The organism is Streptomyces sp. NPDC002776 (genome assembly GCF_053592195.1).
Genome location: NZ_JBSFVG010000004.1, coordinates 290,796 through 314,354, shown reverse-complemented (window position 1 = coordinate 314,354; position 23,559 = coordinate 290,796). Strand labels below are relative to the sequence as shown.

Sequence of the window (23,559 nt, the reverse complement as noted above, 5' to 3'; positions counted from 1 at the left end):
AGTGTGTCCGGCGCTGCCGGCGGTGGGCGGTCGGTCAGTCCTCGGTTTCCAGGGGCAGGGCCCGGCGGATGGTCGCGGCGAGGTCCCGCACCGCCCGGTCCCCGGTGGTGTCCGCCAGCGTGCCGGCGTGCACGGCCAGTTCGCGCAGGGGCGGCGCGCCGGGCAGTGCGGGCCGGGGGTCGTCGCCGCGGCGGAGGGCGTCGGCGAAGTAGGCCGCGACGGCCGTGACCTGGAAGCGGGGGCTCGCGCTCCAGAGGTCGTCGTGGAGCGAGGCCCGCTCCAGCCGGCCGGACTCCTCGTGCGGGGCGCGGGTGTCGGGGTCTTGCCAGCGGACGGTGGCGGTGGCGAGGTGGCCGTCGGCGCCGGGCACGGTGCGGACCGCGTACACGGCGGTCACGGTGTGGCCGGGGCCGACCTCGCCGCCGTCCACCCGGTCGTCGCGGAAGTCGTCGTCGGCGACGCGGCGGTTGTCGTAGCCGACGAGGCGGAACTCGGCGACCGTCTGAGGGTCGAAGGCGACCTGGGCCTTGGCGTCGCGGGCGGTGAGGTCGATGTTCCTCGGCAGTTGTTCGCAGAACACCGTTCGGGCCTCGTCGGAGTCGGAGACGTACGCCGTGTGGCCGTCGCCCCGGTCGGCGAGGCGTTCCATCAGGGCGTCGCCGTAGTCGCTGCCGACGCCGACGCCGAAGAGGGTGATGCCGTGTTCGCGGCGGGCGCCCTCGATGCGTTCGAGGATGGTGTCGGGGTCGGTGTCGCCGTCGTTGGCGAGGGCGTCGGAGACGAGGACGACACGGTTGGTGGCGCCCTCGCGCAGGCCCTCGACGGCGGTCGCGTAACCGGTCTCGACGCCCGCGCCCAGGTCGGTGGAGTACATGGGCTCGAGATCGTCGATCGCGTCGTGGATCGCGTCCCGGTTGCCGCCGAGGCGGGTCATCGGCAGGACGGTCTCGGCCCGGTCGCTGAAGGTGACCAGGGCGACCGAGTCGTCGTCGCGGAGCCGGTCGGTCAGCACGCCGAGGGACTCCTGGGCCAGGTCCAGCCGGCCCGGTTCGGCCATCGAGCCGGAGATGTCCAGGACGAAGGTGAGGGCGGCGGGCGGTCGTTCACCCCGCTGTTCCGAGGGGCGGGTGGCCAGGCCGACCCGGACCAGCGACCAGTCCTCCCGGTCGGTGCGGGCTCCGTCGACGGTCACCGAGAAGCCGTTGCCGTCGGGGCGCGGGTAGTCCTGGCGGAAGCTGTTGACGAACTCCTCGGGGCGGATCGACGACGGGTCCGGCCGCCGGCCCTCGGCGAGGGTGCGGCGGGCGTAGCCGTAGGAGGCGGTGTCGACGTCGAGGGCGAAGGTGGAGAGGTGGTCGGGGGACGGGGCGATGTCCCGGGACGTGCCGTCGTCGTCCCGCTCGTCGTGCCCGCCGCTGTCGGGGGCCGGGGCCGGGTGGTAGTCGCCGTTCTTGTCCGTGCTGTCCGTCGCGTGGTCGCCGCTGCCCTGGCCGCAGCCCGTGAGCAGCAGGCCCGCCGTCGTGAGCGCCAGCACCGCGCCCCGCCACCGTCGTCGTGTGCCGTACCGTGCCATCGTCCGTGCCCCCTGGGTCCGTTGACGCCGACTTCTGTGACTGTGACGGGGCCCGGGGGCGGAACGTGCGGTACGGGGTGTTGCGGGTGGGTCTCGAAGTGGGCACGACAGGGGGGCTTCGAGACCGGTGGGTGATCCTCCGGTGACCTAGGACACCACGTCCTTGCGCGCGAAACCGCGGAAGGCCAGCGCGAACAGGACGACGGCGTACGTTACCGAGACGGCGGCGCCCTGGATCATGCCGGACCACTCCGGGGTGGGCTGGACGGCGTCCGCCCAGGCGAACTGCCAGTGCGCGGGCAGGAAGTGGCGCCAGTCGCCGAGGGCGGTCACCGCGTCCAGGACGTTGCCGACGATGGTTAGGCCCACCGCGCCGCCGACCGCGCCGAGCGGGGCGTCGGTCTTCGTGGACAGCCAGAACGCCAGCCCGGCGGTGACCAGTTGGGAGACGAAGAGGTACGCCACGACGACCACCAGGCGCTGGGCCGCGGTGCCCGCGTCGAGCGAGCCGCCGGTGGGGATGGCCAGCGGGCCCCAGCCGTAGGCGGCGGTGCCGACAGCCAGCGCGACCACCGGCAGCAGCACCATCGCGGCCAGGCTCAGGCCGAGCCCGACGACGAGCTTGGACCACAGCAGCCGGGCCCGCGGCACGGGCGCCGCGAGCAGATAGCGCAGGGAGGACCAGCCGGCCTCCGAGGCCACCGTGTCGCCGCAGAACAGGGCGACCGGGATGACCAGCAGGAAGCCGGCGGAGACGAAGAGGTTCACCGCGGCGAAGTTGGCGCCGGAGGCGGTGGCGGTGTCCATCAGGGTGATGCGGTCGCCGCCGCGGTCCGGTTCGCCGCCGATCGCGAAGGCGACCAGCAGCACGAACGGCAGCGCGGCCAGGATGGCGCCCATCACCAGGGTGCGGCGGCGCTTGAGCTGACGGGCCAGCTCCACGCGCAGCGGCAGGGTGCGGCGCGCCCGGTAACCGGAGGCGACCTCGGTGAGCGTGCTCATGCGGAACCTCCGATCAGGGTGAGGAAGGCGTCCTCCAGGCGGCGGTGCGGGCCCACCGACGCCACGGGCACGTCGAGGCGGACGAGTTCGGCGACCAGGCGGGAGGCGCTGCCGTCGGCGCCGAGGCGGACCAGGAGCCCGTCGTCGGTCCGTACGGCCGAGGCGACCCCTTCGAGCGCGGTCACCTTCTCCATGACCGGCTCCTCCACCGGCGTGGCGGTGCCCACCAGCAGGGTGTCGCCGGAGCCGACGATCTCGCCGACCGGGCCCGCCTGGACGAGCCGGCCGAGGTCCATGACCACGAGGTGGGTGCAGGTCTGCTCGACCTCCGCCAGCAGATGGCTGGAGACGATCACCGTGCGTCCGGCGGCCGCGTACCGGATCATCACCTCGCGCATCTCGCGGATCTGCGGCGGGTCGAGGCCGTTGGTCGGCTCGTCCAGGATCAGCAGGTCCGGCAGGCCGAGCATGGCCTGGGCGATGGCCAGGCGCTGGCGCATGCCCTGGGAGTAGGTGCGCACCGCGCGGGCCAGGGCGTCGCCGAGGCCGGCGATCTCCAGGGCCTCGTCCAGGTGGGCGTCCCCGGCGGGGCGGCCGGTGGCGGCCCAGTACAGCTCCAGGTTCTCCCGGCCCGACAGGTGCGGCAGGAAGCCCGCGCCCTCGACGAAGGCGCCGACCCTGGACAAAACCGGGGAGCCGGGGCGGATGGCGTGGCCGAAGACGCGGATCTCGCCGCCGTCCGGCCGGATCAGGCCCATCAGCATGCGCAGGGTCGTCGTCTTGCCGGCGCCGTTCGGGCCGAGCAGGCCGAGGACCTGGCCCTTGTCGACGCGGAAGGTGAGGTCGCGGACGCTGTAGCGGTCGCCGCCCGCGTACTTCTTGCTCAGGTCCGTGATCTGGAGCGGGACGTCGGCCAGTTCCGGGTCGGGGGCGGGTGCCGCGGTGCGGCGGCGGGCGGTCAGCAGCAGGGCCGCGGCGACCAGCGCACCGGCGAGCGGCAGCCACCACACCCACGTGGGCAGCGGGGCGGCGGCGGTGGTCACTGCGGGGGCCGTGGGCACGCTCAGGTCGCTCTTCAGGGCGACCCGGTAGGTCGCGGGGGCGGCCGGGGAGGCGTAGCCGAGGTCGGTGGAGGCGAGGACCAGGCGCAGCCGGTGGCCCCGGTCGATCTCGTGGTCGACGGCGGGGAGCGTGATCGTCACGTCCTTGCCGGACTTCGCGCCCTTCACGCGCACCGGTGCGACCAGCTGGGACGGCAGCACCTGCTGGGTGCCGTCGGCGCCGACGTCGTAGACCTTGGCGAAGAGGACGGCGTCCTCGCTGGTCGACTCGACGTGCACGGTGACCGTCGGGGAGCCGGTGATGCGCAGGTCGTCCCGGAGGGGGGCGGAGTCGAAGCGGGCGTACTGGCCGGGGAAGTCGAGGGAGACGCCGACGCCGAGGGAGGAGAGCTGGGCGAGGCCGCCGCCGCCCAGGCCCGGGAGGGCGGAGACGGCGGGCGGGTTGGCGCCGGCCGGGTTGGCGAAGCTCTGTTCGCGGCCGGTCAGGGCGACCTCCTCGCGGCCGCTGTCCAGACCGGGGTAGCGGTCCCCGCTCGCGCCACGCAACTGGGCCTGGCCGTCGGTGGAGTCGACGCCTCCGGTGCGGGTGACGCGGAAGGCGGGGCCGGTGTCGACGGCCTTGTCGTCCTTCAGGTACCGGTCGAACCAGACCCGGATGCGTGCCCGGAGCCGGTCGACCTCCTGGTCGCCGCCGTCATGGCCGCCCGCGATCCAGTCGACGTCGACGGGGGCGCCGTTGGCGCGGATCGCCCGGGCGGCGGCGTCGGCCTGGCCGAGCGGGAACAGGGAGTCCCTCTGGCCCTGCACCAGGAGCGTGGGGACGTCGATGCGGTCGGCGACGGCGGACGGGGAGCGCTGCTCCAGCAGTGCGCGCGCCCCGGCGTCCGGGGTGCCGGACTCGGCGACCCGCTCGTACATCCGGCACAGCCGGTCCTCGAACCGGTGACAGCCGCCGCCGGTGTTGACGAAGAGGCCGGCCCAGAGCTTCTTGAAGACGCCGTTCGGGAAGAGGGCGTCGGCGAGGTTCCAGTACGTCACCGCCGGCGCGATGGCGTCGACGCGGTCGTCGTACCCGGCGCCGAGGAGGCTGATCGCGCCGCCGTAGGAGGCGCCCGCCATGCCCACGCGCGGGTCGCCGGTCCGGTCGAGCCTGACCTGGGGCTGCTGCGCCAGCCAGTCGATCAGCCTGCTGACGTCGGCGACCTCGCCCTTCGGGTCGTTGAGCCCGATGGCGCCGGTGGACCTGCCGAAGCCGCGGGCCGACCAGGTCAGCACCGCGTACCCGTCGGCGGCCAGCTCCTCGGCCTGCTCGCGCATGTCGTCCTTGCTGCCGCCGAAGCCGTGGCCGAGCAGGACGGCGGGGCGCCGCTCGCCGCCGGGGGCGGTGAAGTACGAGGTGTCCAGGCGTACGTCGCCCGCGGACAGGAGCCGGTCGGCGCGGTGCACCGCGGGCCCCTCGTCCGAGGCGACGGCGGTCCAGGTGCCGGCGCCGGCGAGCACGACGACGGCGGCCCCGGCGGCCAGCAGACGCCGGGGCCGCCGGGACGGCCCTCGCAGTCGAAGATCCATGCGTCAACGGTACGGGGTCAACCTGTCGGGGAGTTGTCGACCGCAGGGTGAACCGGCCCACCTCCCACGGGCGTACGGCGGCCTCCCGCATACCGCGCCCGTGGTACGAGGACCGCTGTTCGAGGCGCCACCCGATCCACTGAAGCGGGGCGAAACGGTACGCCCTGGCGCCGGGCGCGGCAGACCCTAGAAGGTCCGCCCCCATGCGAACGGAGACGCCCTGTGCGCATCACCGACATCCAGCGCTGCGAGGTCCGGCCCGGCCGGCTCGTCGAGTGGACGCTCAGTCCGGCGACCGTCGAGAGAGCCTCGCGGCTGCCGGACGACACGCGCCCGCCGGCGTACATCCAGGAGTCGCACATCAGGACCGCCCGGACCGTGCGCGAGGACGGGCTGTTCGTCCCGACCTGGCTCGGCACGGCGTTCGACGTCCCGGGCCGGATCGATCTCGACGCCCTCCAGGACGCCCTGCGGACCTGGACGCTGCGCCACGAGACGCTGCGCAGCGGCTTCCGGCTGGCCGGTGACGAGCTGCGCCGGTTCACGCTCGGCTCCGAGGAGGTGGCGCTGCACCGCGAGGTGGTCGGTGACTTCACCGACGCGGCGGACCTGGTCCAGCACCTGCAGGACCGGTTCGACGCGGTGGCGGACGCGCTGCGCTGGCCGAACCTGATCTACGCGGCGGTGGTGCGGGACGACGCCACCAGTGTGTACCTGGCCTTCGACCACAGCAATGTCGACGCCTACTCCCTGCACCGCATCCCCGCCGAGCTGTACGAGCTGTACGCGGCGGCCCTCGCGGGCCGGGCCGAGGAGCAGCCGCCGGTGAGCAGTTACATCGACTTCTGCGAGCTCGAACGGGCGGACGCGGACCGGATCGACGAGAACCACGAGATCGTCGGCCGTTGGCGGGAGTTCATCAGGCGGTGCGACGGGCGGCTGCCGGGCTTCCCGGTCGATCTCGGGGTGGAGCCCGGGGGGCCGCTGCCCGGGCAGAAGCTGATGCGGGAGATGCTCGTCGGCCCGGAGGACGCCGCCGCGTTCGAGGCGTACTGCCGGCCCTGCGGCGGGAGCCTGGTGGGTCTGCTGGCGGCCACGGCGCTCATCGTCCGGGAGATCGGGGGGCAGTCCGTCTACCGCACGGTCGTGCCCTTCCACACGCGGGCGAAGTCGCGGTGGTCGGATTCCCTGGGGTGGTACGTCGGGGGTGCGCCGATCGAGGTGCCGCTGGTGCCGGAGCCGGACTTCGCGCAGGCCCTGCGGAGCGTGCGCGCGCAGTTGCAGGCGGCCCGGCCGCTGGCGCGGATGCCGCTCGCCCGGGTGCTGACCCTGCTGGGGGCCGACTTCCGGCCCACCTCGCCGGACCTGTACTCGATCGTGTCGTACCTCGACGCCCGGGGGATTCCGGGCGCCGGGGACTGGGCCGGGCGGTCGGCGTACGCGCTGATCAGGGTGTCGTACGGGGATCAGGTCTGTGTGTGGGTGAACCGGCTGCACGAGGGGCTCTGGCTCGCCAGCCGGTACCCGGACACGGACGTCGCGCACAAGAACATGCGGCTGTACGTGGAGCGGTTGCGGGACGTCGTGGTGTCAGTGGCCCGCGGGTGAGGGCTGGTCCCGCTCGTCGTGCGGGAGGGTCACCAGCCATCGTGTGGTCCGCCTCGGGCGCAGGTACAGCGCCCAGTACAGGGTGGCCACGGCCGTGATGCCGCCCGTCCACAGCAGGTACTCCGTCTCCTGCTGGGTGAGGATGTAGGCCAGGACGACGATCAGCAGGACCGGCATGGCGGGCCACAGGGGCATGCGCCAGGCGGGGCGGTGCCGGTGGGCGCCGCGGCGGGCCAGCAGAGCGGCCACCGCGACCAGCAGGTACATGCCGGTCACCGACACGCCGGTCACGCCGTACAGGGTGTCCAGGTCGACGAAGCACATGGCGGCGCCGGGGACGCCGACCGCCAGCGTGGCGACCCAGGGGGAGCCGAAGCGGCCGAGCTTGGCGAAGACGGCGTTGACCGGCTCGGGCCAGGCCTTGTCGCGGGCCGAGGCGAACAGGACGCGGGAGTTCTGGATGACCATGACGATGCCCGCGTTGATGATCGCGAGGGCCACGCAGAGGCTGACGAAGGTGCCGACCGCGGAGTTGGACCAGGCCTCGACCATGCCGCCGATGTCACCGCCGGTCAGCGTGGAGAGGTCGGAGGCGCCAAGGGTGATGCCGATGACCGGGACCAGGATGATCACGGCGGAGATGCCGAGGGTGGCCAGGACGGTACGGGCGACGTTGCGGCGCGGGTTCTCCAGTTCCTCGGAGAGGTAGACCGCGGTGGAGAAGCCCTGGGTGACGAAGAGGGCGATGGCGAGCCCGGAGACGATCAGCATTGCCGTCACGGTGTCGACGCCGCCGTCGGCGCCGGCCACCTGGAGCGAGACCAGGCTGTCCGGGCCGCGCTCGGCGTGCGCGAAGCCCAGCACGGCGACCACGGCCGCGGCCACCACCTCCAGGACCAGGAAGACGCCGGTGATCCAGGCGTTCGCGCGCAGGTCCAGCAGACCGGCGAGGGTGGCGAGCAGCATCACGCCGGCGCCCGCCATCGAGGGATCGAGGTCGACGATCGGGGCGAGATAGTCGGCCGTGCCCATCGCGATCACCGGGGGCACGATCATCACGACCAGCAGGGAGAGCACGAAGACCAGCCAGCCCGCGAGGCGTCCGGCCATCGTGGTGACCATCGCGTACTCGCCGCCGGCGCTGGGGATGAGGGTGCCCAGCTCGGAGTAGCAGAACGCGACGGCGATGCAGAGCAGGGAGCCGATCGCGATGGTGAGCGCGGTGGCGGTGCCGAGCGAGCCGAAGAGGTCGGGGACGACCACGAAGAGGGTGGAGGCGGGCGTCACACAGGAGATCGTGAGCAGAGTGCCGCCGACGACTCCGATCGAACGCTTCAGCTCCGGTGCGCGGGCCGGTACGTCATCGGGGACGAGGGACTTCTCCAGCGTGTCGGTCATGCGGCGGTTCCGATCGGCTCGTGCGGGGTGGTTTCGGGCGGGAGCGCTATCGCCTCCGGCGGCTTCGGTCGTACGTGGTTTTCCGTCCGCTCCCGGCGCTGCATGGAACACCGACGAAAACCAACACGTCAATGGTTGTTTACCTACGAAATCCGCAGCCGAAGGGCCCTCTAGATCGCGTATACAGCAGAAGAGGCAAGCCGTTCCGCTTATTGCGGCCGTACGGGAACCGCAACGTGAAGCTCGAAAAAACTGCCGACGTCCGGCATACGGACGTGTCGGTGAGGGCCGCTAGAGTCGTTTTGTCACACAGCGAAGACACAGCGATGGGGTGGGGACGGATGAAGCTGAGGCACACCACGGCCTGGGTGGGAGTCACGGCGGCGGCCCTGGTGGCGGTCACCGGGTGCGGGTCCGAGGCGGCGAAGGAGACCACGAAGAAGGCGGCCGAGACGGTCACCGGCGCGGACAAGATCATGGCGGCGCTGGCCCGCGCCACCGACCGCACCGAGCAGCTCGGTTCGGCGGAGGTGAGCATGTCGACCGACCTCGGCACGGGCAAGCCGATAGCCATGGAGGGCACCTACTCGTGGGGTGACGGCATGGCCTACGACGTCCAGATGGACACCGCGGCCGCCCAGATGCAGGAGCTCCAGGACGACCCGACGATCCAGGTCCTGCTCGTCGACGGCGTCTACTACTACGACGTCGACCCGCAGGCCTCCGGCCCGATCGCGGGCAAGGAGTGGATCAAGGTCGACTCCTCCGCGGTGTTCGGCGACAGCGGCAGCCAGGCCTACAAGGGCGGCGGCGACGCGGGCAACCCGACGGCGTCCATGAAGAGCCTGAAGTACGCGGGCGATGTCGAGGACCTCGGCGCCGAGACCGTGAACGGCCAGAGCACGACCCATTACCGGGCCGTGCTCGACGAGAACGACATGGGCAAGTTCAAGGACGCCTACAGCGGCGAGGACAGCATGCTGGGCGCCATGACCGGCGGCGCCACCACCATGGAGATGGACATCTGGGTCAACGACAAGGACCTGCCCGTCCGCATGGAGCAGGTGATGGGCTCCATGTCGATCTCCATGGACTTCGCCAAGTTCGGCGCCACCAAGGACATCGCCGCCCCGCCGGCCGCGCAGACCGCCGACCTGACCGAGGCGGTCAAGGAGCAGAACGGCCAGTGACACGACCGGGCCCGGGCACGTGAAGTGCCCGGGCCCGGCTGGTGCCGCTCAGTGGGTGCGCGGATCAGTGGTTGCGCGGGAAGCCCAGGTCGACGCCCGCCGGGGCCTCGGACGGGTCCGGCCAGCGGGTGGTGACGACCTTGCCGCGGGTGTAGAAGTGCGTGCCGTCGTTGCCGTAGATGTGGTGGTCCCCGAAGAGGGAGTCCTTCCAGCCGCCGAAGCTGTGGTAGCCGACGGGGACCGGGATCGGGACGTTCACGCCGACCATGCCGGCCTCGATCTCCAGCTGGAAGCGGCGGGCGGCGCCGCCGTCGCGGGTGAAGATCGCGGTGCCGTTGCCGAACGGCGAGCCGTTGATGAGGGCCACGCCCTCCTCGTAGGTGTCCACGCGCAGCACGCACAGCACCGGGCCGAAGATCTCGTCCTGGTACGCCTTCGCAGTGGTCGGCACCTTGTCGAGGAGCGAGATGCCGATCCAGTGGCCGTCCTCGTGGCCCTCGACCGTGTAGCCGGTGCCGTCCAGGACGACCTCGCAGCCCTCCGCCGCCGCGCCCTCGACGTAGGACGCCACCTTGTCGCGGTGGACCTTGGTGATCAGCGGGCCCATCTCGGAGGAGGGGTCGTTGCCGGGGCCGATCTTGATCTTCTCGGCGCGCTCGCGGATCTTCTCCACCAGTTCGTCGCCGATCGCGCCGACGGCCACGACCGCGGAGATCGCCATGCAGCGCTCGCCCGCCGAGCCGTAGGCCGCGGAGACGGCCGCGTCGGCCGCCGCGTCCAGGTCCGCGTCGGGGAGGACCAGCATGTGGTTCTTGGCGCCGCCGAGCGCCTGCACGCGCTTGCCGTTGGCCGAGGCGGTGGTGTGGATGTAGCGGGCGATCGGGGTCGAGCCGACGAAGGAGACGGCCTTGACGTCCGGGTGCTCCAGCAGGCGGTCCACGGCCACCTTGTCGCCGTGGACGACGTTGAAGACGCCGTCCGGCAGACCGGCCTCGGCGAGCAGCTCGGCGATCTTCATCGCGGCCGAGGGGTCCTTCTCCGACGGCTTCAGCACGAAGGTGTTGCCGCACGCGATGGCCAGCGGGAACATCCACATCGGGACCATCGCCGGGAAGTTGAACGGCGTGATGCCCGCGACCACGCCGAGCGGCTGGCGGATCGAAGCCACGTCCACGCGGCTGGCGACCTGCGTCGACAGCTCGCCCTTGAGCTGCACGTTGATCCCGCACGCCAGGTCGACGATCTCCAGGCCGCGCGCGACCTCGCCGAGGGCGTCGGAGTGCACCTTGCCGTGCTCGGCGGTGATCAGCTCGGCGATGGCGTCCCGGTTGGCGTCCAGCAGCGCCCGGAACTTGAACAGGATCGTGGTGCGCTGGGCCAGCGAGGACTGGCCCCAGGTCACGAAGGCCTCCTTCGCGGCCTGTACGGCGGCGTCGACCTCGTCGACCGAGGCGAACGCGACCTTCGTGGTGACCGCGCCGGTGGCCGGGTCGGTGACCGGCCCGTAGGTACCCGACGCGCCGTCGACGGACTTGCCGCCGATCCAGTGGTTGACGATCTTCGTCATGACCAAGAACTCCTTCACAGATGGCGGCGTCGGGTTGAGACGTGCCGGTCGTACTCGTCGCGGGCCTTGACCGCCGACGGTCGGGTCGCGGTCTCGGCCACAGGAACATCCCACCAGGCCTGCGCCTCGGGCGCGCCCGACACTGTGTCTGCCGTTTCGGTCTCCACGTAGACACATGTGGGCGTGTCGGCGGCCCGTGCCTCGGCGAGGGCCGCGCGCAGGTCCCGGACGGTCCGCGCGCGCAGGACGCGCATGCCGAGGCTGGCGGCGTTGGCGGCCAGGTCGACCGGGAGCGGGGCGCCGGTGTAGGTGCCGTCGTCCGCCCGGAAGCGGTAGGCGGTGCCGAACCGCTCGCCGCCCACCGACTCCGACAGGCCGCCGATGGACGCGTACCCGTGGTTCTGCACCAGCAGCACCTTGATGGCGATGCCCTCCTGCACGGCGGTGACGATCTCCGTCGGCATCATCAGGTAGGTGCCGTCGCCGACCAGCGCCCAGACGGTGCGCTCGGGGGCGGCGAGCTTCACGCCGATCGCGGCCGGGATCTCGTAGCCCATGCAGGAGTAGCCGTACTCCAGGTGGTACTGGTCGGCCGACCGGGACCGCCACAGTTTGTGCAGGTCACCGGGGAGCGAACCGGCCGCGTTGATGATCACGTCCGACTCGTCGACCACGGCGTCCAGCGCGCCGATGACCTGCGGCTGGCTCGGTCGTACGTCCGGCTCCGGGGCCGCGAAGCAGGCGTCCACGCGCTGCTCCCAGCGGGCCTTGCCCTCGGTGTACTCGGCGACGTACGACGGGTCGAGCCGGTGGCCGTGCATCTCCAGCCGCTCGGTCAGCTCCTCCAGGCCCGTGCGGGCGTCCGCGATCAGGGGCGTCCCGGAGAGCTTGTGGCCGTCATAGGGCGCGATGTTGAGGTTGAGGAAGCGGACGTCCGGGTTCTGGAAGAGGGTGCCGGAGGCCGTGGTGAAGTCGGTGTACCGGGTGCCGACGCCGATCACCAGGTCGGCGGTGCGGGCCAGCCGGTCGGCGGTCTCGGTGCCGGTGTGGCCGATGCCGCCGACGTCCTGGGGGTGGTCGTGGCGCAGGGAGCCCTTGCCGGCCTGGGTGGAGGCCACCGGGATGCCGGTGGCGGCCGCGAACTCGGCGAGGGCCTCCTCGGCGCGGCTGTGGTGGACCCCGCCGCCGGCCACGACGAGGGGCCGCCGTGCGGTGCGGATCGCGGTCACGGCCCCGGCCAGCTCGGCCGGGTCGGCGCCCGGCCGCCGTACCGCCCAGGTGCGCTCGGCGAAGAACTCCTCCGGCCAGTCGTAGGCCTCGGCCTGCACGTCCTGGGGCAGGGCGAGGGTGACGGCGCCGGTCTCGACCGGGTCGGTGAGCACCCGTACGGCCTGGAGGGCGGCCGGGATCAGGGCCTCGGGGCGGGTGACGCGGTCGAAGTACCGGGAGACCGGGCGCAGGCAGTCGTTGACGCTGAGGTCGCCCGCGTAGGGGACCTCCAGCTGCTGGAGGACCGGGTCGGCCGGGCGGGTGGCGAAGATGTCCCCGGGGAGCAGCAGGACGGGGAGGTGGTTGACGGTCGCGAGGGCGGCGCCGGTGACCAGGTTGGTCGCGCCGGGGCCGATCGACGTCGTCACCGCGTGCGTGGACAGCCGGTTCGACTGGCGGGCGTAGCCGACGGCCGCGTGCACCATGGACTGCTCGTTGCGGCCCTGGTGGTACGGCATGACATCGGCGTACTCGACGAGCGCCTGGCCGAGTCCGGCGACGTTGCCGTGGCCGAAGATGCCCCAGGTCGCGCCGATGAACCGGTGCCGGGCGCCGTCGCGTTCGGTGTACTGCGCGGCGAGGAAACGGACCAGCGCCTGGGCGACGGTCAGCCGGGTGGTCATCAGTACCCCTCCGTGTGGTCCGGGTGGAAGCAGATCCGCCACTCCCGGGTCTCCCCCGGGCCCGCCATGACGTTCAGGTAGTACATGTCGTGGCCGGGCTGGGCGATCGACGGGCCGTGCCAGCCGTCGGGAACGAGGACGACATCACCCGAGCGGACCTCGGCGAGCACGTCGGAGCCGCCCTCCCGGGAGGGGGACACGCGCTGGTAGCCGAAGCCGTGCGGGCCGTCGATCTCGAAGTAGTAGATCTCCTCCAGCTCCGACTCCTCGCCCGGCCGGTGCTCGTCGTGCTTGTGCGGCGGGTACGAGGACCAGTTGCCGCCGGGGGTGATCACTTCTACGGCGATGAGCTTGTCGCAGGCGAAGGCGTCGGCGGAGGCGAAGTTGCGTACGTGGCGCAGCCGGTTGCCGCTGCCACGCTGCTCCACGGGGACCTCCGGCGCGGGGCCGTAGCGGGCGGGGAGTCGTCGCTCGCACCTTGCTCCTGCCAAAGCAAAGCGGCCACCCGCGCCGGAGGCGATCTGGACCCGGGTGTCCCGGGGGGCGTACGCGAAGTCGGTGACCGACGCGAACACGCTTTCCCGGCCCAGGAGTTGGAACTCTTCCTGTTCTGTTTGCACGGTACATCCACCGCTGAGGGGGAGGACGATCCATTCGCTGTCCCCGGTGGTGAAGGTGTGCGTACCGGCGGGCGCGAGCTCGACGATCCGCAGGCTGGAGTGCGTCCAGCCGGCCCGGTCGGGGGTGATGTCGAGGACGTGGTCCGCGTCGGCGGTGGCGCCTTTGGGGATGTACAGCTCGTTTTTCGTCGGGTTCTTCGTCGGGCTTGTCCTCAGGTTTTTCGTCATGCGGCCCTCACAGCAGTCCTACGGCGGTGTCCACGGCGGCGGCCACGTCGCCGTCCGCCGGATACAGCAGCGAACGGCCGACCACCAGGCCGCGCACGGTGGGGAGTTGGAGGGCGCCGCGCCACTTCTCGTAGGCGGCGTCCTGGTCGTCCCCGATGTCGCCGCCGAGGAGCACGGCGGGCAGCGTCGAGGTCTCCATGACCTCGGCCATGTCGTCCGGGTTGTCGGTGACCGGGACCTTGAGCCAGGTGTACGCCGAACTGCCGCCCAGGCCCGAGGCGATGGCGATGGACCGGGTGACCGCGTCGGCGGAGAGATCGTTGCGGAGTATGCCGTCGGGGGTGCGACGGCTGATGAACGGCTCGACGAACAGCGGGAGGTGCCGGGCGGCCATCTCGTCGACGGCGCGGGCGGTGGACTCCAGGGTGTTCAGGGAGCCGGGGTCGTCGTAGTCGATGCGCAGGAGGAGTTTTCCGGCGTCGAAGTTGAGGCGGGCGATGTCCTCGGGGCGGTGGCCGGTGAAGCGGTCGTCGAGTTCGAAGGCGGCGCCCTGAAGTCCGCCGCGGTTCATCGAGCCCATGACGACGCGGTCGTCGAGGGCGCCGAGGAGGAGCAGGTCGTCGAGGATGTCGGCGGTGGCGAGGACTCCGTCGACGCCGGGTCTGCTGAGTGCGAGGCAGAGGCGGTCGAGGAGGTCGGCGCGGTTGGCCATGGCGTGCTTGCGGTCGCCGACGCTCAGGGCTCCGCGGGCGGGGTGGTCGGCGGCGACGATCATCAGGCGGTCGCGGGTGGGGGTGAGCAGGGGGCGTCGCCTGCGGCGGGCGGCGGCTTCGGCGATGGCCTCGGGGTGGCGGGTGCGGGTGCGGATCAGCTCCGCGATGTCGACGGTCACCGGGGGGCTCCGTCTCCGGTCTCGGTCTCGGCCTCGGCCTCGGCTTCGCCTTCGGCCGGTCGGTTCCCACCCGCACCACCCGTGCGGCTCTCGTCGTCGGGTGCGGGTGGCCCCTGTGGGGCGGGGTCGCCGTCGGCGGGTGCGGGGGGTCCTGATGGGGTGCGGGGGTCGTCGGCGGGGGCGGGGGGTCCTGGTGAGGTGCCATCGCCGCCGATGGGGGCGGGTGGTGCTGATGGGGTGCGGGCGCCGTCGGCGGGGGCGGGGCGCCCCTGCGGGGCGCTATCAGCGGCGATGGGTGCGGGGGGCCCTGGTGGGGCGAGATCGCCGTCGGTGCGTCCGGGTGGGGTGCGGGCGCCGTCGATGGGGGCGGGGGGTGCTGGTGGTGGCTCTTGTGGGGGGACCGAGCCTGTGGTCAGGGTCGTCCTCAGCTCCTCGGGGGTCGGCATTGCCGAGGAGCATTCCAGGCGGGAAGCCACGATGGCGCCGGCCGCGTTGGCGTGGCGCATCGTCGTCTCCAGGTCCCAGCCGCTGAGCAGGCCGTGGCAGAGGGAGCCGCCGAAGGCGTCGCCGGCGCCAAGGCCGTTGAGGACGGTCACCGGGAGCGGGGGGACCTCCGCCCGGTCGCCGTCGCGGTGCACGGCCAGCACGCCCTTGGGGCCCTGCTTGACCACGGCGAGTTCCACCCCGGCGTCGAGCAGCGCGCGGGCGGCGGCGTGCGGGTCCCGGACTCCGGTGGCGACCTCCACCTCGTCGAGGTTGCCGACGGCGACGGTGGCGTGCCGGAGCGCTTCGGCGTAGAAGGGGCGGGCCGCTTCGGGGTCGCTCCAGAACATGGGGCGCCAGTCGAGGTCGAACACCGTGATGCCGGACTTGGCGCGGTGGGCGAGCGCCGCGAGGGTCGCCGTACGGCTGGGCTCCTCGCTCAGTCCGGTGCCGGTCACCCAGAAGACCCGGGCGGCGCGGATGGCGTCGAGGTCGAGTTCATGGGCGTCGATCTCCAGGTCGGGCGCCTTGGGCTGCCGGTAGAAGTAGAGCGGGAAGTCGTCCGGCGGGAACACCTCGCAGAAGGTGACCGGGGTGGGCAGGCCCGGGACCGGGGTCACCCAGCGGTCGTCGACGCCGAAGCCCCGCAGGGCCTCGTGGAGATAGGTGCCGAAGGGGTCGTCGCCGGTGCGGGTGATGACGGCGGTGTTCCGGCCCAGCCGGGCCGCGGCGACCGCGACGTTCGTCGCCGAGCCGCCGAGGAACTTGCCGAAGGAGGTGACCTGCGGCAGAGGGACGCCCGTCTGCAACGGATAGAGGTCCACCCCGATCCGCCCCATGGTGATCAGGTCGTACGCCATCGCGTTCCCCTTCGTATCGGCTCTCCCGGCTTTCTAGCCCTGGCGACGGAGCCCTGTCAATGTTTTGTCCAGACATTCGGACCAGACGTGGCACCTGAGCGAGCGGCTCCCGCGGGTGTCGTTCTCGCCGTACGGCTGCCATGCTCGGTGCGTGCTTGTTCGGTCCGGGCACGGGCCCGGTGGATCCTGGGAAGTCGCCTTCGGCCGGCCCCACCCCCGGCTGCGGCCGGGACTGATCAGTTATCGCGGGTTCCGGCTCGGCTTCGAGCGGCCCCGGCGACGGCTGGAGACGCCGATCGGGGCGGCGACCGTGCTGTTCGGGTTCGGGGACCCGGTGCGGATCCTGCGCCCCGGGCGGACGCCCGACACGCTGGTGTCCCTGTTCGGCGGGCCCACGACCACCCCGGCCGTCGGCGAGCACAGCGGGCGGCTGGCCGGGATCGAGGTGCTGCTCACGCCGTGGGCCGCGTTCACCCTGTTCGGCACTCCGCAGCACGAACTCGCCGACCGCACGGTCGACCCAGACGAGCTGCCGCACGCCCTGGACATCGGCGTGGGCGAACTCGCCGACGCGCTCGCCTCGTTGCCGACCTGGCGGGGCCGGTTCGGGCTGCTGGACGAGGTGTTCACGCGCTGGTCCGCGGCCGGGGTGCCCAGTTCGGGGCGAGTGGTGCGGGCCTGGGCGGAGCTGGTGCGCACGGGCGGCGCGATGCCGGTGCCGCGGCTCGCGGAGGAGGTCGGCTGGAGTGCGCGGCACCTGGAGAGCCGGTTCCGGGAGCAGATCGGGCTCGGCCCGAAGGCCGCGGCCCGGGTGCTGCGCCTGCAGCGGGCCCGGCGCCTGCTGGCGGCCGGACGCGCCGCCGCCGAGACCGCGGCCCTGTGCGGGTTCTACGACCAGGCCCACCTGAGCGGTGAGTTCAAGACGATGACGGGGTGCACGCCCCGTCAGTTCACGGCCGCCCGGCGGTCGTCGGCCCCGACCGCGGAGGGGTCTGCGGTCGCGGACCGGCTGGCGGGCGAGGCCACCAGTCTTGTGCTCGCGTCCGGCGGCAGTTCGGTTTTTTCCAATACCTGACGGGATCTCCACCGGCACGCTGTGCCCCTGACCTCGCGCGGACGACGAGCCGAGGTCGGCGGGGGAAACGGCGGGCCGGACCCGACGCAGCGGGTGCGGCCCGCCCTGCCGTCCCCGTACATTCCTGCCGTCCCCGCACATTCCGCCGCGGCCGTCAACGCGCCGCGCCCATGCGCCCGAGTGCGCCTTTGCGTCACCTGTGTCACAAACGCCCCCCTTGTGTCACACATGTCGCACCTACGCGGGCCTTGCGTCACACCCGGCGCACAGCCCCTGCCCTGCGGTCACCGAGCGTCGTTCACCGGGCACAGGCTTTGTGATCACCAGCGCAGCGCCCGGTCCCCCCGACGGCCGTTCCGGCCGCCGCCGCGGCGCGCGCGGGGAGGTGCACGTCATGACCGACCGACGGCTCTGGTCGTACAAGGAGATCGCGGCGCACATCCGGGTGCAGCCCGACACCGTGCGGTCCTACCGCAAGCACGGGCTGCTGCCCCCGCCCGACCATGTGGAGGGCGGCAAGCCCTACTGGTACGCCGACACCGTCCGGGCGTGGGTCGCCTCCCGCCCGGGCAACCGCGGCCGACGATCCGACTGACGCCCCGGTGCCCCGCCTCCGTGCGGGGCACTCCCACGCCCGGTGCCTCAGCTCCAGGGCTCGATGACCGTCACCCCCGGCCCCGGTGCCGTGCCCATCGCCGCCAGCGCGGCCGGGGTCTCGTCCAGGGTGATGGCGGAGGTGACCAGGAGGTCGGGGCGCAGCACGCCGGACCGGACGAGCTCCAGCATCGGCGGGTAGGTGTGCGCGGCCATGCCGTGACTGCCAAGGAGTTCCAGCTCCCAGCCGATGGCGCGGGCCATCGGGACGGGGGTGGTGCCGTCGGCCGAGGGCAGCAGGCCCACCTGGAGGTGCCGGCCGCGCCGGCGCAGGCCGTTCACCGAGGCGGCGCAGGTGACGGGCGAGCCCAGGGCGTCGAGGGAGAGATGGGCACCGCCACCGGTCAGTTCCCGGACCGCCTCGGCGGTGTCCGGGGTGCTCGCCGCGTCCACGCAGTGCGCGGCCCCGAACTTCCTTGCCAGGGCCAGCGCCTGGGGCGAGACGTCCACGGCGACGACCCGCGCGCCCGACGCGGCCGCGATCATCACCGCGGACAGGCCCACCCCGCCGCAGCCGTGCACCGCCACCCACTCCCCCGCGGCGACCCGGCCCTGCCGCACCACCGCCCGGAACGCGGTGGCGAACCGGCAGCCGAGCGAGGCCGCGGTGGCGTACGACAGGCCGTCCGGTATCGCGACCAGGTTCACCTCGGCGTGGTCCAGCGCGACGTACTGGGCGAAGGAGCCCCAGTGGGTGAAGCCGGGCTGGGTCTGCCGCTCGCACACCTGCTGGTCGCCCGCCGCGCAGGCCGGGCAGCTTCCGCAGGCGCAGACGAAGGGGACGGTGACCCGGTCGCCGGGGCGCCAGCCGCTCACCCCGGGGCCCACCGCCTCGACCACACCGGCGAGTTCATGGCCGGGGACGTGCGGCAGCGTGATGTCGGGGTCGTGGCCCTGCCAGCCGTGCCAGTCGCTGCGGCACAGGCCGGTGGCCTCGACCCGGACCACGACTCCGTGGTCGGCGGGGCGGGGGTCGGGCAGGTCGCGTACCTCGGCGGGTTCGCCGTACTGCTCGAAGACGACGGCTCGCATGGGGCTCCTTTCCTCCCCGGCGAAGACTAGGTCCTGCCGTTTCGATCACCAGGACTCCGGCTCCCTGGCCGCGTCCCGCGGCGCCGCACGCTCGCCCCGCAGCCGCAGTCCGGCCAGCGGGAACACCAGTACCGACACCATGGCCGCGCCGACCAGCGCCGCCGCCTCGTCGGTGCGCAGGGTGCCGGCGTCCACGCCGATCGTGGTGATGGCCACGACCAGCGGCAGGGCGGTGGCGGCGAACAGGGTCAGGGCGCCCCGGTCGCGGCGGCCGAGGTCACGCGGGGCGAGGGCGTACACCGGCAGCCCCCGGACGGCGAGGAAGAGCAGCAGGAACAGCGGCAGGAGCAGCAGGGCGCGGCCGCCGGACAGCAGGGAGTCCAGGTCGAACTCGATGCCGGTGACCACGTAGAACACCGGCACCAGGAAGCCGAAGCCCATCGCCTCGACCTTCTCCATGACCGGTTCCGCGCTCTCGGGTGCCGAGCCGTGCAGCACCAGCCGCGCGATCACCCCGGCGGCGAAGGCGCCGAGCAGGGTGTCCAGGCCCAGCGCCTGGGAGACGCCGAGCATGACCGCGAGCAGCAGGACCACCAGGCGTACGGCGAACTGGCCGCTGGTGTGCAGCGTCACCTCGACCACCCGGGAGAACCACGGCGGCCGGGGCCGCGTCGCCCACCACACGGCGACCGCCGTCAGCAGCGCGAACGCGGCCAGCACCACCGCCGAGCGGCCCGGCGAACGGCCGCTCAGCAGCAGGGCGATGGCGATGATCGGCCCGAACTCCCCGACCGCGCCGAACGTCAGCATCACCGAGCCGAACCGGGAGCGCAGGTCACCCGCGTCGCGCAGCATCGGCAGGACGGTGCCGAGGGCGGTGCTGGTGAGCGCCGTACCGATGTACACGCCCCGGTCGAAGTCGAAGCCGGACAGCAGGGTGGCCAGGCCCAGACCCAGCGCCAGGGAGATCAGCCAGGCGCGCACCGACCGGCGCAGGGTGGTGCCGCGGACCTTGTCGAACTCGATCTCGTAGCCCGCGAGGAAGATCAGCATCGCCAGGCCCAGGTCGGCGAGGACGTCGATGACCTCACCCTCCCCCGCCCAGCCGAGCACGTCCGGGCCGACCAGGATGCCCAGTGCGATCTCGAAGATGACGAGCGGGACGGGCAGCCGGCGGCCGACCCCGTGGGCGAGCAGCGGCGCCAGCACCGCGATGGACATGATGAGGATGAGCGTCCCGGCCTGCGACATAGGGGGTACCTACCATAAGGAGTGGACAAATCCCCCCAAGCCGCGGGATTCTTCCGGGGCCCGGTCCCGCGCGGGCGCCCGCGCCCGGCCGCTGCGCCCCGTCTTGGAGTAATACCCCGCCGGGGTATACGGTGGTGATACGGGGACCCCTCGTGGTACCCGTCAGCCCCACATGCCTCGACGAGGAGAACAACATGAGCGTCAGCGCCGTCTACAAGGTCAGCGGGATGAGCTGCGGACACTGCGAGGGCGCCGTCTCCGGCGAGATCTCCGAGCTTCCCGGCGTCAGCTCCGTGAAGGCCGTGGCCTCCACCGGCGAGGTGACCGTCGTCTCCGCGGAGGCGCTGCGCGAGGAGGATGTGCGCGCGGCCGTGGACGAGGCCGGTTTTGAACTCGTCGGCGCCGTCTGAGCGGTCCGGAGTCCGGCCATGTCCACCGTCACCCAGGCCCCCGCAGCCCCCACCTCCGAGGTCGAGCTGCTCATCGGCGGCATGACCTGCGCCTCGTGCGCCGCCCGGGTCGAGAAGAAGCTCAACCGGATGGACGGGGTCACCGCCAGCGTCAACTACGCCACCGAGAAGGCGAAGGTCAGGTACCCGGCGGGGGTCGAGGTGGCCGATCTGATCGCCACGGTGGTCAAGACGGGGTACACCGCCGAGGAGCCCGCCCCGCCCGAGCCCGCCGCGCCGGAGCAGGCGGCCGAGGACGACCCCGAACTCGCGGCCGCCCGGCAGCGCTTCACCGTCTCCGCGCTGCTCGCCGCGCCCGTCGTGCTGCTGTCGATGGTCCCGGCGCTGCAGTTCGACAACTGGCAGTGGCTCGCGCTCACCCTCGCCGCGCCGGCCGTCGTCTGGGGCGGGCTGCCCTTCCACCGCGCCGCCTGGACCAACGCCCGGCACGGCGCCGCCACCATGGACACCCTGGTCTCGCTCGGGACGCTGGCCGCCTTCGGGTGGTCGCTGTGGGCGCTGTTCCTCGGGGACGCCGGGATGCCCGGGATGCGGGACGAGTTCCGGCTCACCGTCGGCGGGATGGACGGCGCCTCGACGATCTACCTCGAAGTGGCCTCCGGAGTGGTCGCCTTCATCCTGCTCGGCCGCTATCTGGAGGCCCGCGCCAAGCGGAGCGCGGGAGCCGCGCTCCGGGCGCTGATGGACCTCGGCGCCAAGGACGTGGCCGTCCTCAGGGACGGGCGGGAGCGGCGGATCCCGGTGGCCGAACTGGCCGTCGGCGACCGGTTCGTCGTACGGCCCGGGGAGAAGATCGCCACCGACGGCACCGTCGTCGAGGGGGTCTCGGCGGTGGACGCCTCGATGCTGACCGGGGAGTCGGTGCCGGTCGACGTGACGGCCGGCTCCGCCGTGACCGGCGCGACCGTCAACGTGAGCGGGCGGCTCGTCGTCGAGGCCACCGAGGTCGGCGCCGGCACCCGGCTCGCGCGGATGGCGCGGCTGGTGGAGGCGGCGCAGAGCGGCAAGGCCGAGGTGCAGCGGCTCGCGGACCGGATCTCCGCGGTCTTCGTGCCGGTGGTGCTGGCCATCGCCGTCGCCACCTTCGGGGGGTGGCTCGGTGCCACCGGTGACACCGTCGACGCGTTCACCGCGGCCGTCGCCGTCCTGATCATCGCCTGCCCCTGCGCGCTGGGGCTCGCGACCCCGACCGCGCTGATGGTCGGCACCGGGCGCGGGGCCCAGCTCGGCATCCTGATCAAGGGGCCGGAGGTGCTGGAGTCGACCCGCCGCGTCGACACGGTCGTCCTCGACAAGACCGGCACGGTGACGACGGGACGGATGACCCTGCACGAGGTGTACGTCGCCGAGGGCACCGACGAGACGCAGGTGCTGCGGCTGGCGGGCGCCCTGGAGCACGCCTCCGAGCACCCCGTCGCCCGGGCGGTCGCCGCGGGGGCCGAGGAGCGGGCCGGGGCGCTGCCGGTGGCCGAGCACTTCGAGAACGTGCCCGGGCGGGGCGTACGCGGGCGCGTGGAGGGCCATGAGGTCGCCGTGGGGCGGCTGTTCGCGTCGCTTCCCGGGGAGTTGGCCCGGGCCCGGGACGAGGCCGAGAGGGATGGGCGTACGGCCGTCGTCGTCGGCTGGGACGGGGCCGCGCGTGCGGTCCTCGCGGTCGCCGACACGGTCAAGGAGACCAGCGCCGAGGCCGTGCGCGAGCTGCGCGCGCTCGGGCTCACGCCGGTGCTGCTGACCGGGGACAACCGGGCGGTCGCGGAGGCGGTGGCGCGCAGCGTCGGGATCGAGCAGGTGATCGCCGAGGTGCTGCCCGAGGAGAAGGTCGCGGCGGTACGGCGGTTGCAGGGCGAGGGGCGGACGGTCGCCATGGTCGGCGACGGCGTCAATGACGCGGCCGCGCTCGCCACCGCCGATCTGGGGCTGGCGCTGGGTACGGGGACGGACGCGGCGATCGAGGCCGGGGATCTGACGCTGGTGCGGGGGGATCTGCGGGTGGCGGCGGACGCGATCCGGCTGTCCCGGCGGACGCTCACCACGATCAAGGGCAACCTCGTGTGGGCGTTCGGCTACAACGTGGCCGCGCTGCCGCTGGCCGCGGCGGGGCTGCTGAACCCGATGATCGCGGGCGCGGCGATGGCGTTCTCGTCGGTCTTCGTGGTGACGAACAGCCTGCGGCTGCGCACTTTCCGGTAGGGGCGCCTCTGGAGTCCTGCGCGAGCCTCACATAAGCTCTTCACAAGGCTCGCGCAGCATCCTTACGCTTGGACCCGTTCGGTGGATCGGGGCTCTTGCGTATCTAACGGACATTTGCAAGAGACGCAGATCACAGTGACGCGAACGTAACCATCGAAGGGGTTCGAAGGTCTAAGTTGGCGATGTCAGGAAGCGTCTTGGGGGGCGTGGACTGGCGTCTGGGGATGTCTTGGGGGACTTCCTCAGAGATGCGTTGCCGGGGCACGCACACCGGGGAGCTTTGAGCGGCCCTCCCGGGTGCGTTGTCCCGGCAGACCGCACACCGAGTAGTACGGCGGACTCCGCCCGTTCTGCTCAACGCAGTACCGAACAACAGCGATTCAGGCGCTGTCCTCACAGACGCCCGGCCGGATCCCGTGGGGGGAATCCGCACCGGGACATGGGAAGGCGCCCTGGACGTCGGCCCGTGGGGGGACCGGCGCCAGGGCGCCTTCTTCTTGGTATTACGGCCGGAACACCTACGGCGTTCACCGCGCAGAGCAACAACACCGGGTCGACCCCCGGCAGGGCAACACCGGGACGGAACGAACCACGCCCGTGCAGGGCGCCGCCGTGACGGCGCCCCCGACCGGCAGGTGTCAGCGCTCCTCGACCGGGACGAAGTCCCGCTCCACCACGCCCGTGCCGTGCTCACCCGGGAGACAACCCCCGGACCCCCGGCAGGGCGACAAGACCCGCAACCGCGCCACGAAGCGAACAGCACCATGGCGGCGCCACCGTAGCGGCGCCACCGACCGGCAGGTGTCAGCGCTCCTCGACCGGGACGAAGTCCCGCTCCACGACGCCCGTGCCGTGCTCACCCGGGGACAACCCCCGGACCCCCGGCAGGGCGACAAGACCGGCAACCGCGCCACGAAGCGAACAGCACCATGGCGGCGCCACCG

General features: G+C 72.7%; 16 protein-coding genes and 1 pseudogene. 6 read left to right on the top strand and 11 right to left on the bottom strand.

What is annotated here, in order from left to right:
- Positions 1 to 34: 34 nt before the first annotated feature.
- From ACWD11_RS11275 to ACWD11_RS11265, 3 genes are all read right to left on the bottom strand, one after another.
- Positions 35 to 1,573, bottom strand: a complete 1,539-nt coding sequence (locus tag ACWD11_RS11275) for a vWA domain-containing protein (RefSeq protein ID WP_389415922.1) — start codon at positions 1,571 to 1,573, stop codon at positions 35 to 37.
- Positions 1,574 to 1,720: 147 nt separating this feature from the next.
- Complete coding sequence (locus tag ACWD11_RS11270) at positions 1,721 to 2,575, bottom strand: ABC transporter permease (protein WP_389415921.1); 855 nt, start codon at positions 2,573 to 2,575, stop codon at positions 1,721 to 1,723.
- Positions 2,572 to 5,205, bottom strand: coding sequence for an alpha/beta fold hydrolase (locus ACWD11_RS11265; RefSeq protein ID WP_451282597.1), 2,634 nt, complete (start codon positions 5,203 to 5,205; stop codon positions 2,572 to 2,574). The genes ACWD11_RS11270 and ACWD11_RS11265 overlap by 4 nt, the downstream gene beginning before the upstream one ends.
- Before the next feature lie 222 nt (positions 5,206 to 5,427).
- Between ACWD11_RS11265 and ACWD11_RS11260 the strand changes: the two genes are divergently transcribed.
- Positions 5,428 to 6,813: a condensation domain-containing protein gene (locus ACWD11_RS11260; protein WP_389415919.1), complete on the top strand. Its 1,386-nt coding sequence runs from the start codon at positions 5,428 to 5,430 to the stop codon at positions 6,811 to 6,813.
- Here the strand turns inward: ACWD11_RS11260 and ACWD11_RS11255 are convergent.
- Entirely contained in the window at positions 6,796 to 8,211 is a 1,416-nt protein-coding gene (locus tag ACWD11_RS11255; protein WP_451282595.1) for an APC family permease, read from the bottom strand. The two genes, ACWD11_RS11260 and ACWD11_RS11255, sit on opposite strands and share 18 nt — an antisense overlap.
- Positions 8,212 to 8,552: 341 nt before the next feature.
- Here ACWD11_RS11255 and ACWD11_RS11250 point away from each other — a divergent pair, with 341 nt between their 5' ends.
- A complete protein-coding gene (locus ACWD11_RS11250) occupies positions 8,553 to 9,401 on the top strand; it encodes a hypothetical protein (protein ID WP_451282593.1) in 849 nt (282 codons plus the stop codon).
- Positions 9,402 to 9,465: 64 nt separating this feature from the next.
- Here the strand turns inward: ACWD11_RS11250 and mmsA are convergent, their stop codons facing one another.
- The 5 genes and pseudogenes from mmsA to iolC form a co-directional block, all read right to left on the bottom strand.
- Positions 9,466 to 10,968 (bottom strand): CoA-acylating methylmalonate-semialdehyde dehydrogenase, encoded by a 1,503-nt coding sequence (gene mmsA, locus ACWD11_RS11245; protein ID WP_389415916.1) that lies wholly within the window; start codon positions 10,966 to 10,968, stop codon positions 9,466 to 9,468.
- 14 nt (positions 10,969 to 10,982) lie between these two features.
- Positions 10,983 to 12,860 carry a 3D-(3,5/4)-trihydroxycyclohexane-1,2-dione acylhydrolase (decyclizing) gene (gene iolD / locus ACWD11_RS11240; protein ID WP_451282592.1) on the bottom strand — a complete coding sequence of 626 codons (1,878 nt, stop codon included), beginning with the start codon at positions 12,858 to 12,860 and terminating at the stop codon, positions 10,983 to 10,985.
- Positions 12,860 to 13,708, bottom strand: coding sequence for a 5-deoxy-glucuronate isomerase (gene iolB, locus ACWD11_RS11235; protein WP_389415914.1), 849 nt, complete (start codon positions 13,706 to 13,708; stop codon positions 12,860 to 12,862). Before iolB ends, iolD begins: the two co-directional genes overlap by 1 nt.
- Positions 13,709 to 13,715: 7 nt before the next feature.
- Positions 13,716 to 14,600, bottom strand: coding sequence for a Cgl0159 family (beta/alpha)8-fold protein (locus ACWD11_RS11230; RefSeq protein ID WP_389415913.1), 885 nt, complete (start codon positions 14,598 to 14,600; stop codon positions 13,716 to 13,718).
- Between the two features lie 398 nt (positions 14,601 to 14,998).
- Positions 14,999 to 15,943 (bottom strand): annotated as a pseudogene (gene iolC, locus ACWD11_RS11225) (5-dehydro-2-deoxygluconokinase); the annotation flags it as partial.
- Between the two features lie 151 nt (positions 15,944 to 16,094).
- Here iolC and ACWD11_RS11220 point away from each other — a divergent pair.
- Both ACWD11_RS11220 and ACWD11_RS11215 read left to right on the top strand, forming a co-directional pair.
- The gene (locus ACWD11_RS11220; protein ID WP_389415912.1) at positions 16,095 to 17,018 is read left to right on the top strand and encodes a helix-turn-helix domain-containing protein; all 924 of its coding nucleotides are present in this window, start codon (positions 16,095 to 16,097) and stop codon (positions 17,016 to 17,018) included.
- A gap of 394 nt (positions 17,019 to 17,412) precedes the next feature.
- Entirely contained in the window at positions 17,413 to 17,613 is a 201-nt protein-coding gene (locus ACWD11_RS11215; protein WP_389415911.1) for a helix-turn-helix transcriptional regulator, read from the top strand.
- 47 nt (positions 17,614 to 17,660) lie between these two features.
- Here ACWD11_RS11215 and ACWD11_RS11210 read toward each other — a convergent pair whose 3' ends face one another.
- Both ACWD11_RS11210 and ACWD11_RS11205 read right to left on the bottom strand, forming a co-directional pair.
- Positions 17,661 to 18,704, bottom strand: coding sequence for a zinc-dependent alcohol dehydrogenase family protein (locus ACWD11_RS11210; RefSeq protein ID WP_451282589.1), 1,044 nt, complete (start codon positions 18,702 to 18,704; stop codon positions 17,661 to 17,663).
- 45 nt (positions 18,705 to 18,749) lie between these two features.
- Positions 18,750 to 19,955 (bottom strand): cation:proton antiporter, encoded by a 1,206-nt coding sequence (locus tag ACWD11_RS11205; RefSeq protein ID WP_451282588.1) that lies wholly within the window; start codon positions 19,953 to 19,955, stop codon positions 18,750 to 18,752.
- Positions 19,956 to 20,149: 194 nt separating this feature from the next.
- On the opposite strand from ACWD11_RS11205, the gene ACWD11_RS11200 reads away from it, so the two are divergent.
- Positions 20,150 to 20,365, top strand: a complete 216-nt coding sequence (locus tag ACWD11_RS11200; RefSeq protein ID WP_389415908.1) for a heavy-metal-associated domain-containing protein — start codon at positions 20,150 to 20,152, stop codon at positions 20,363 to 20,365.
- Positions 20,366 to 20,383: 18 nt separating this feature from the next.
- A complete protein-coding gene (locus ACWD11_RS11195) occupies positions 20,384 to 22,615 on the top strand; it encodes a heavy metal translocating P-type ATPase (protein ID WP_451282585.1) in 2,232 nt (743 codons plus the stop codon).
- Positions 22,616 to 23,559: the final 944 nt, after the last annotated feature.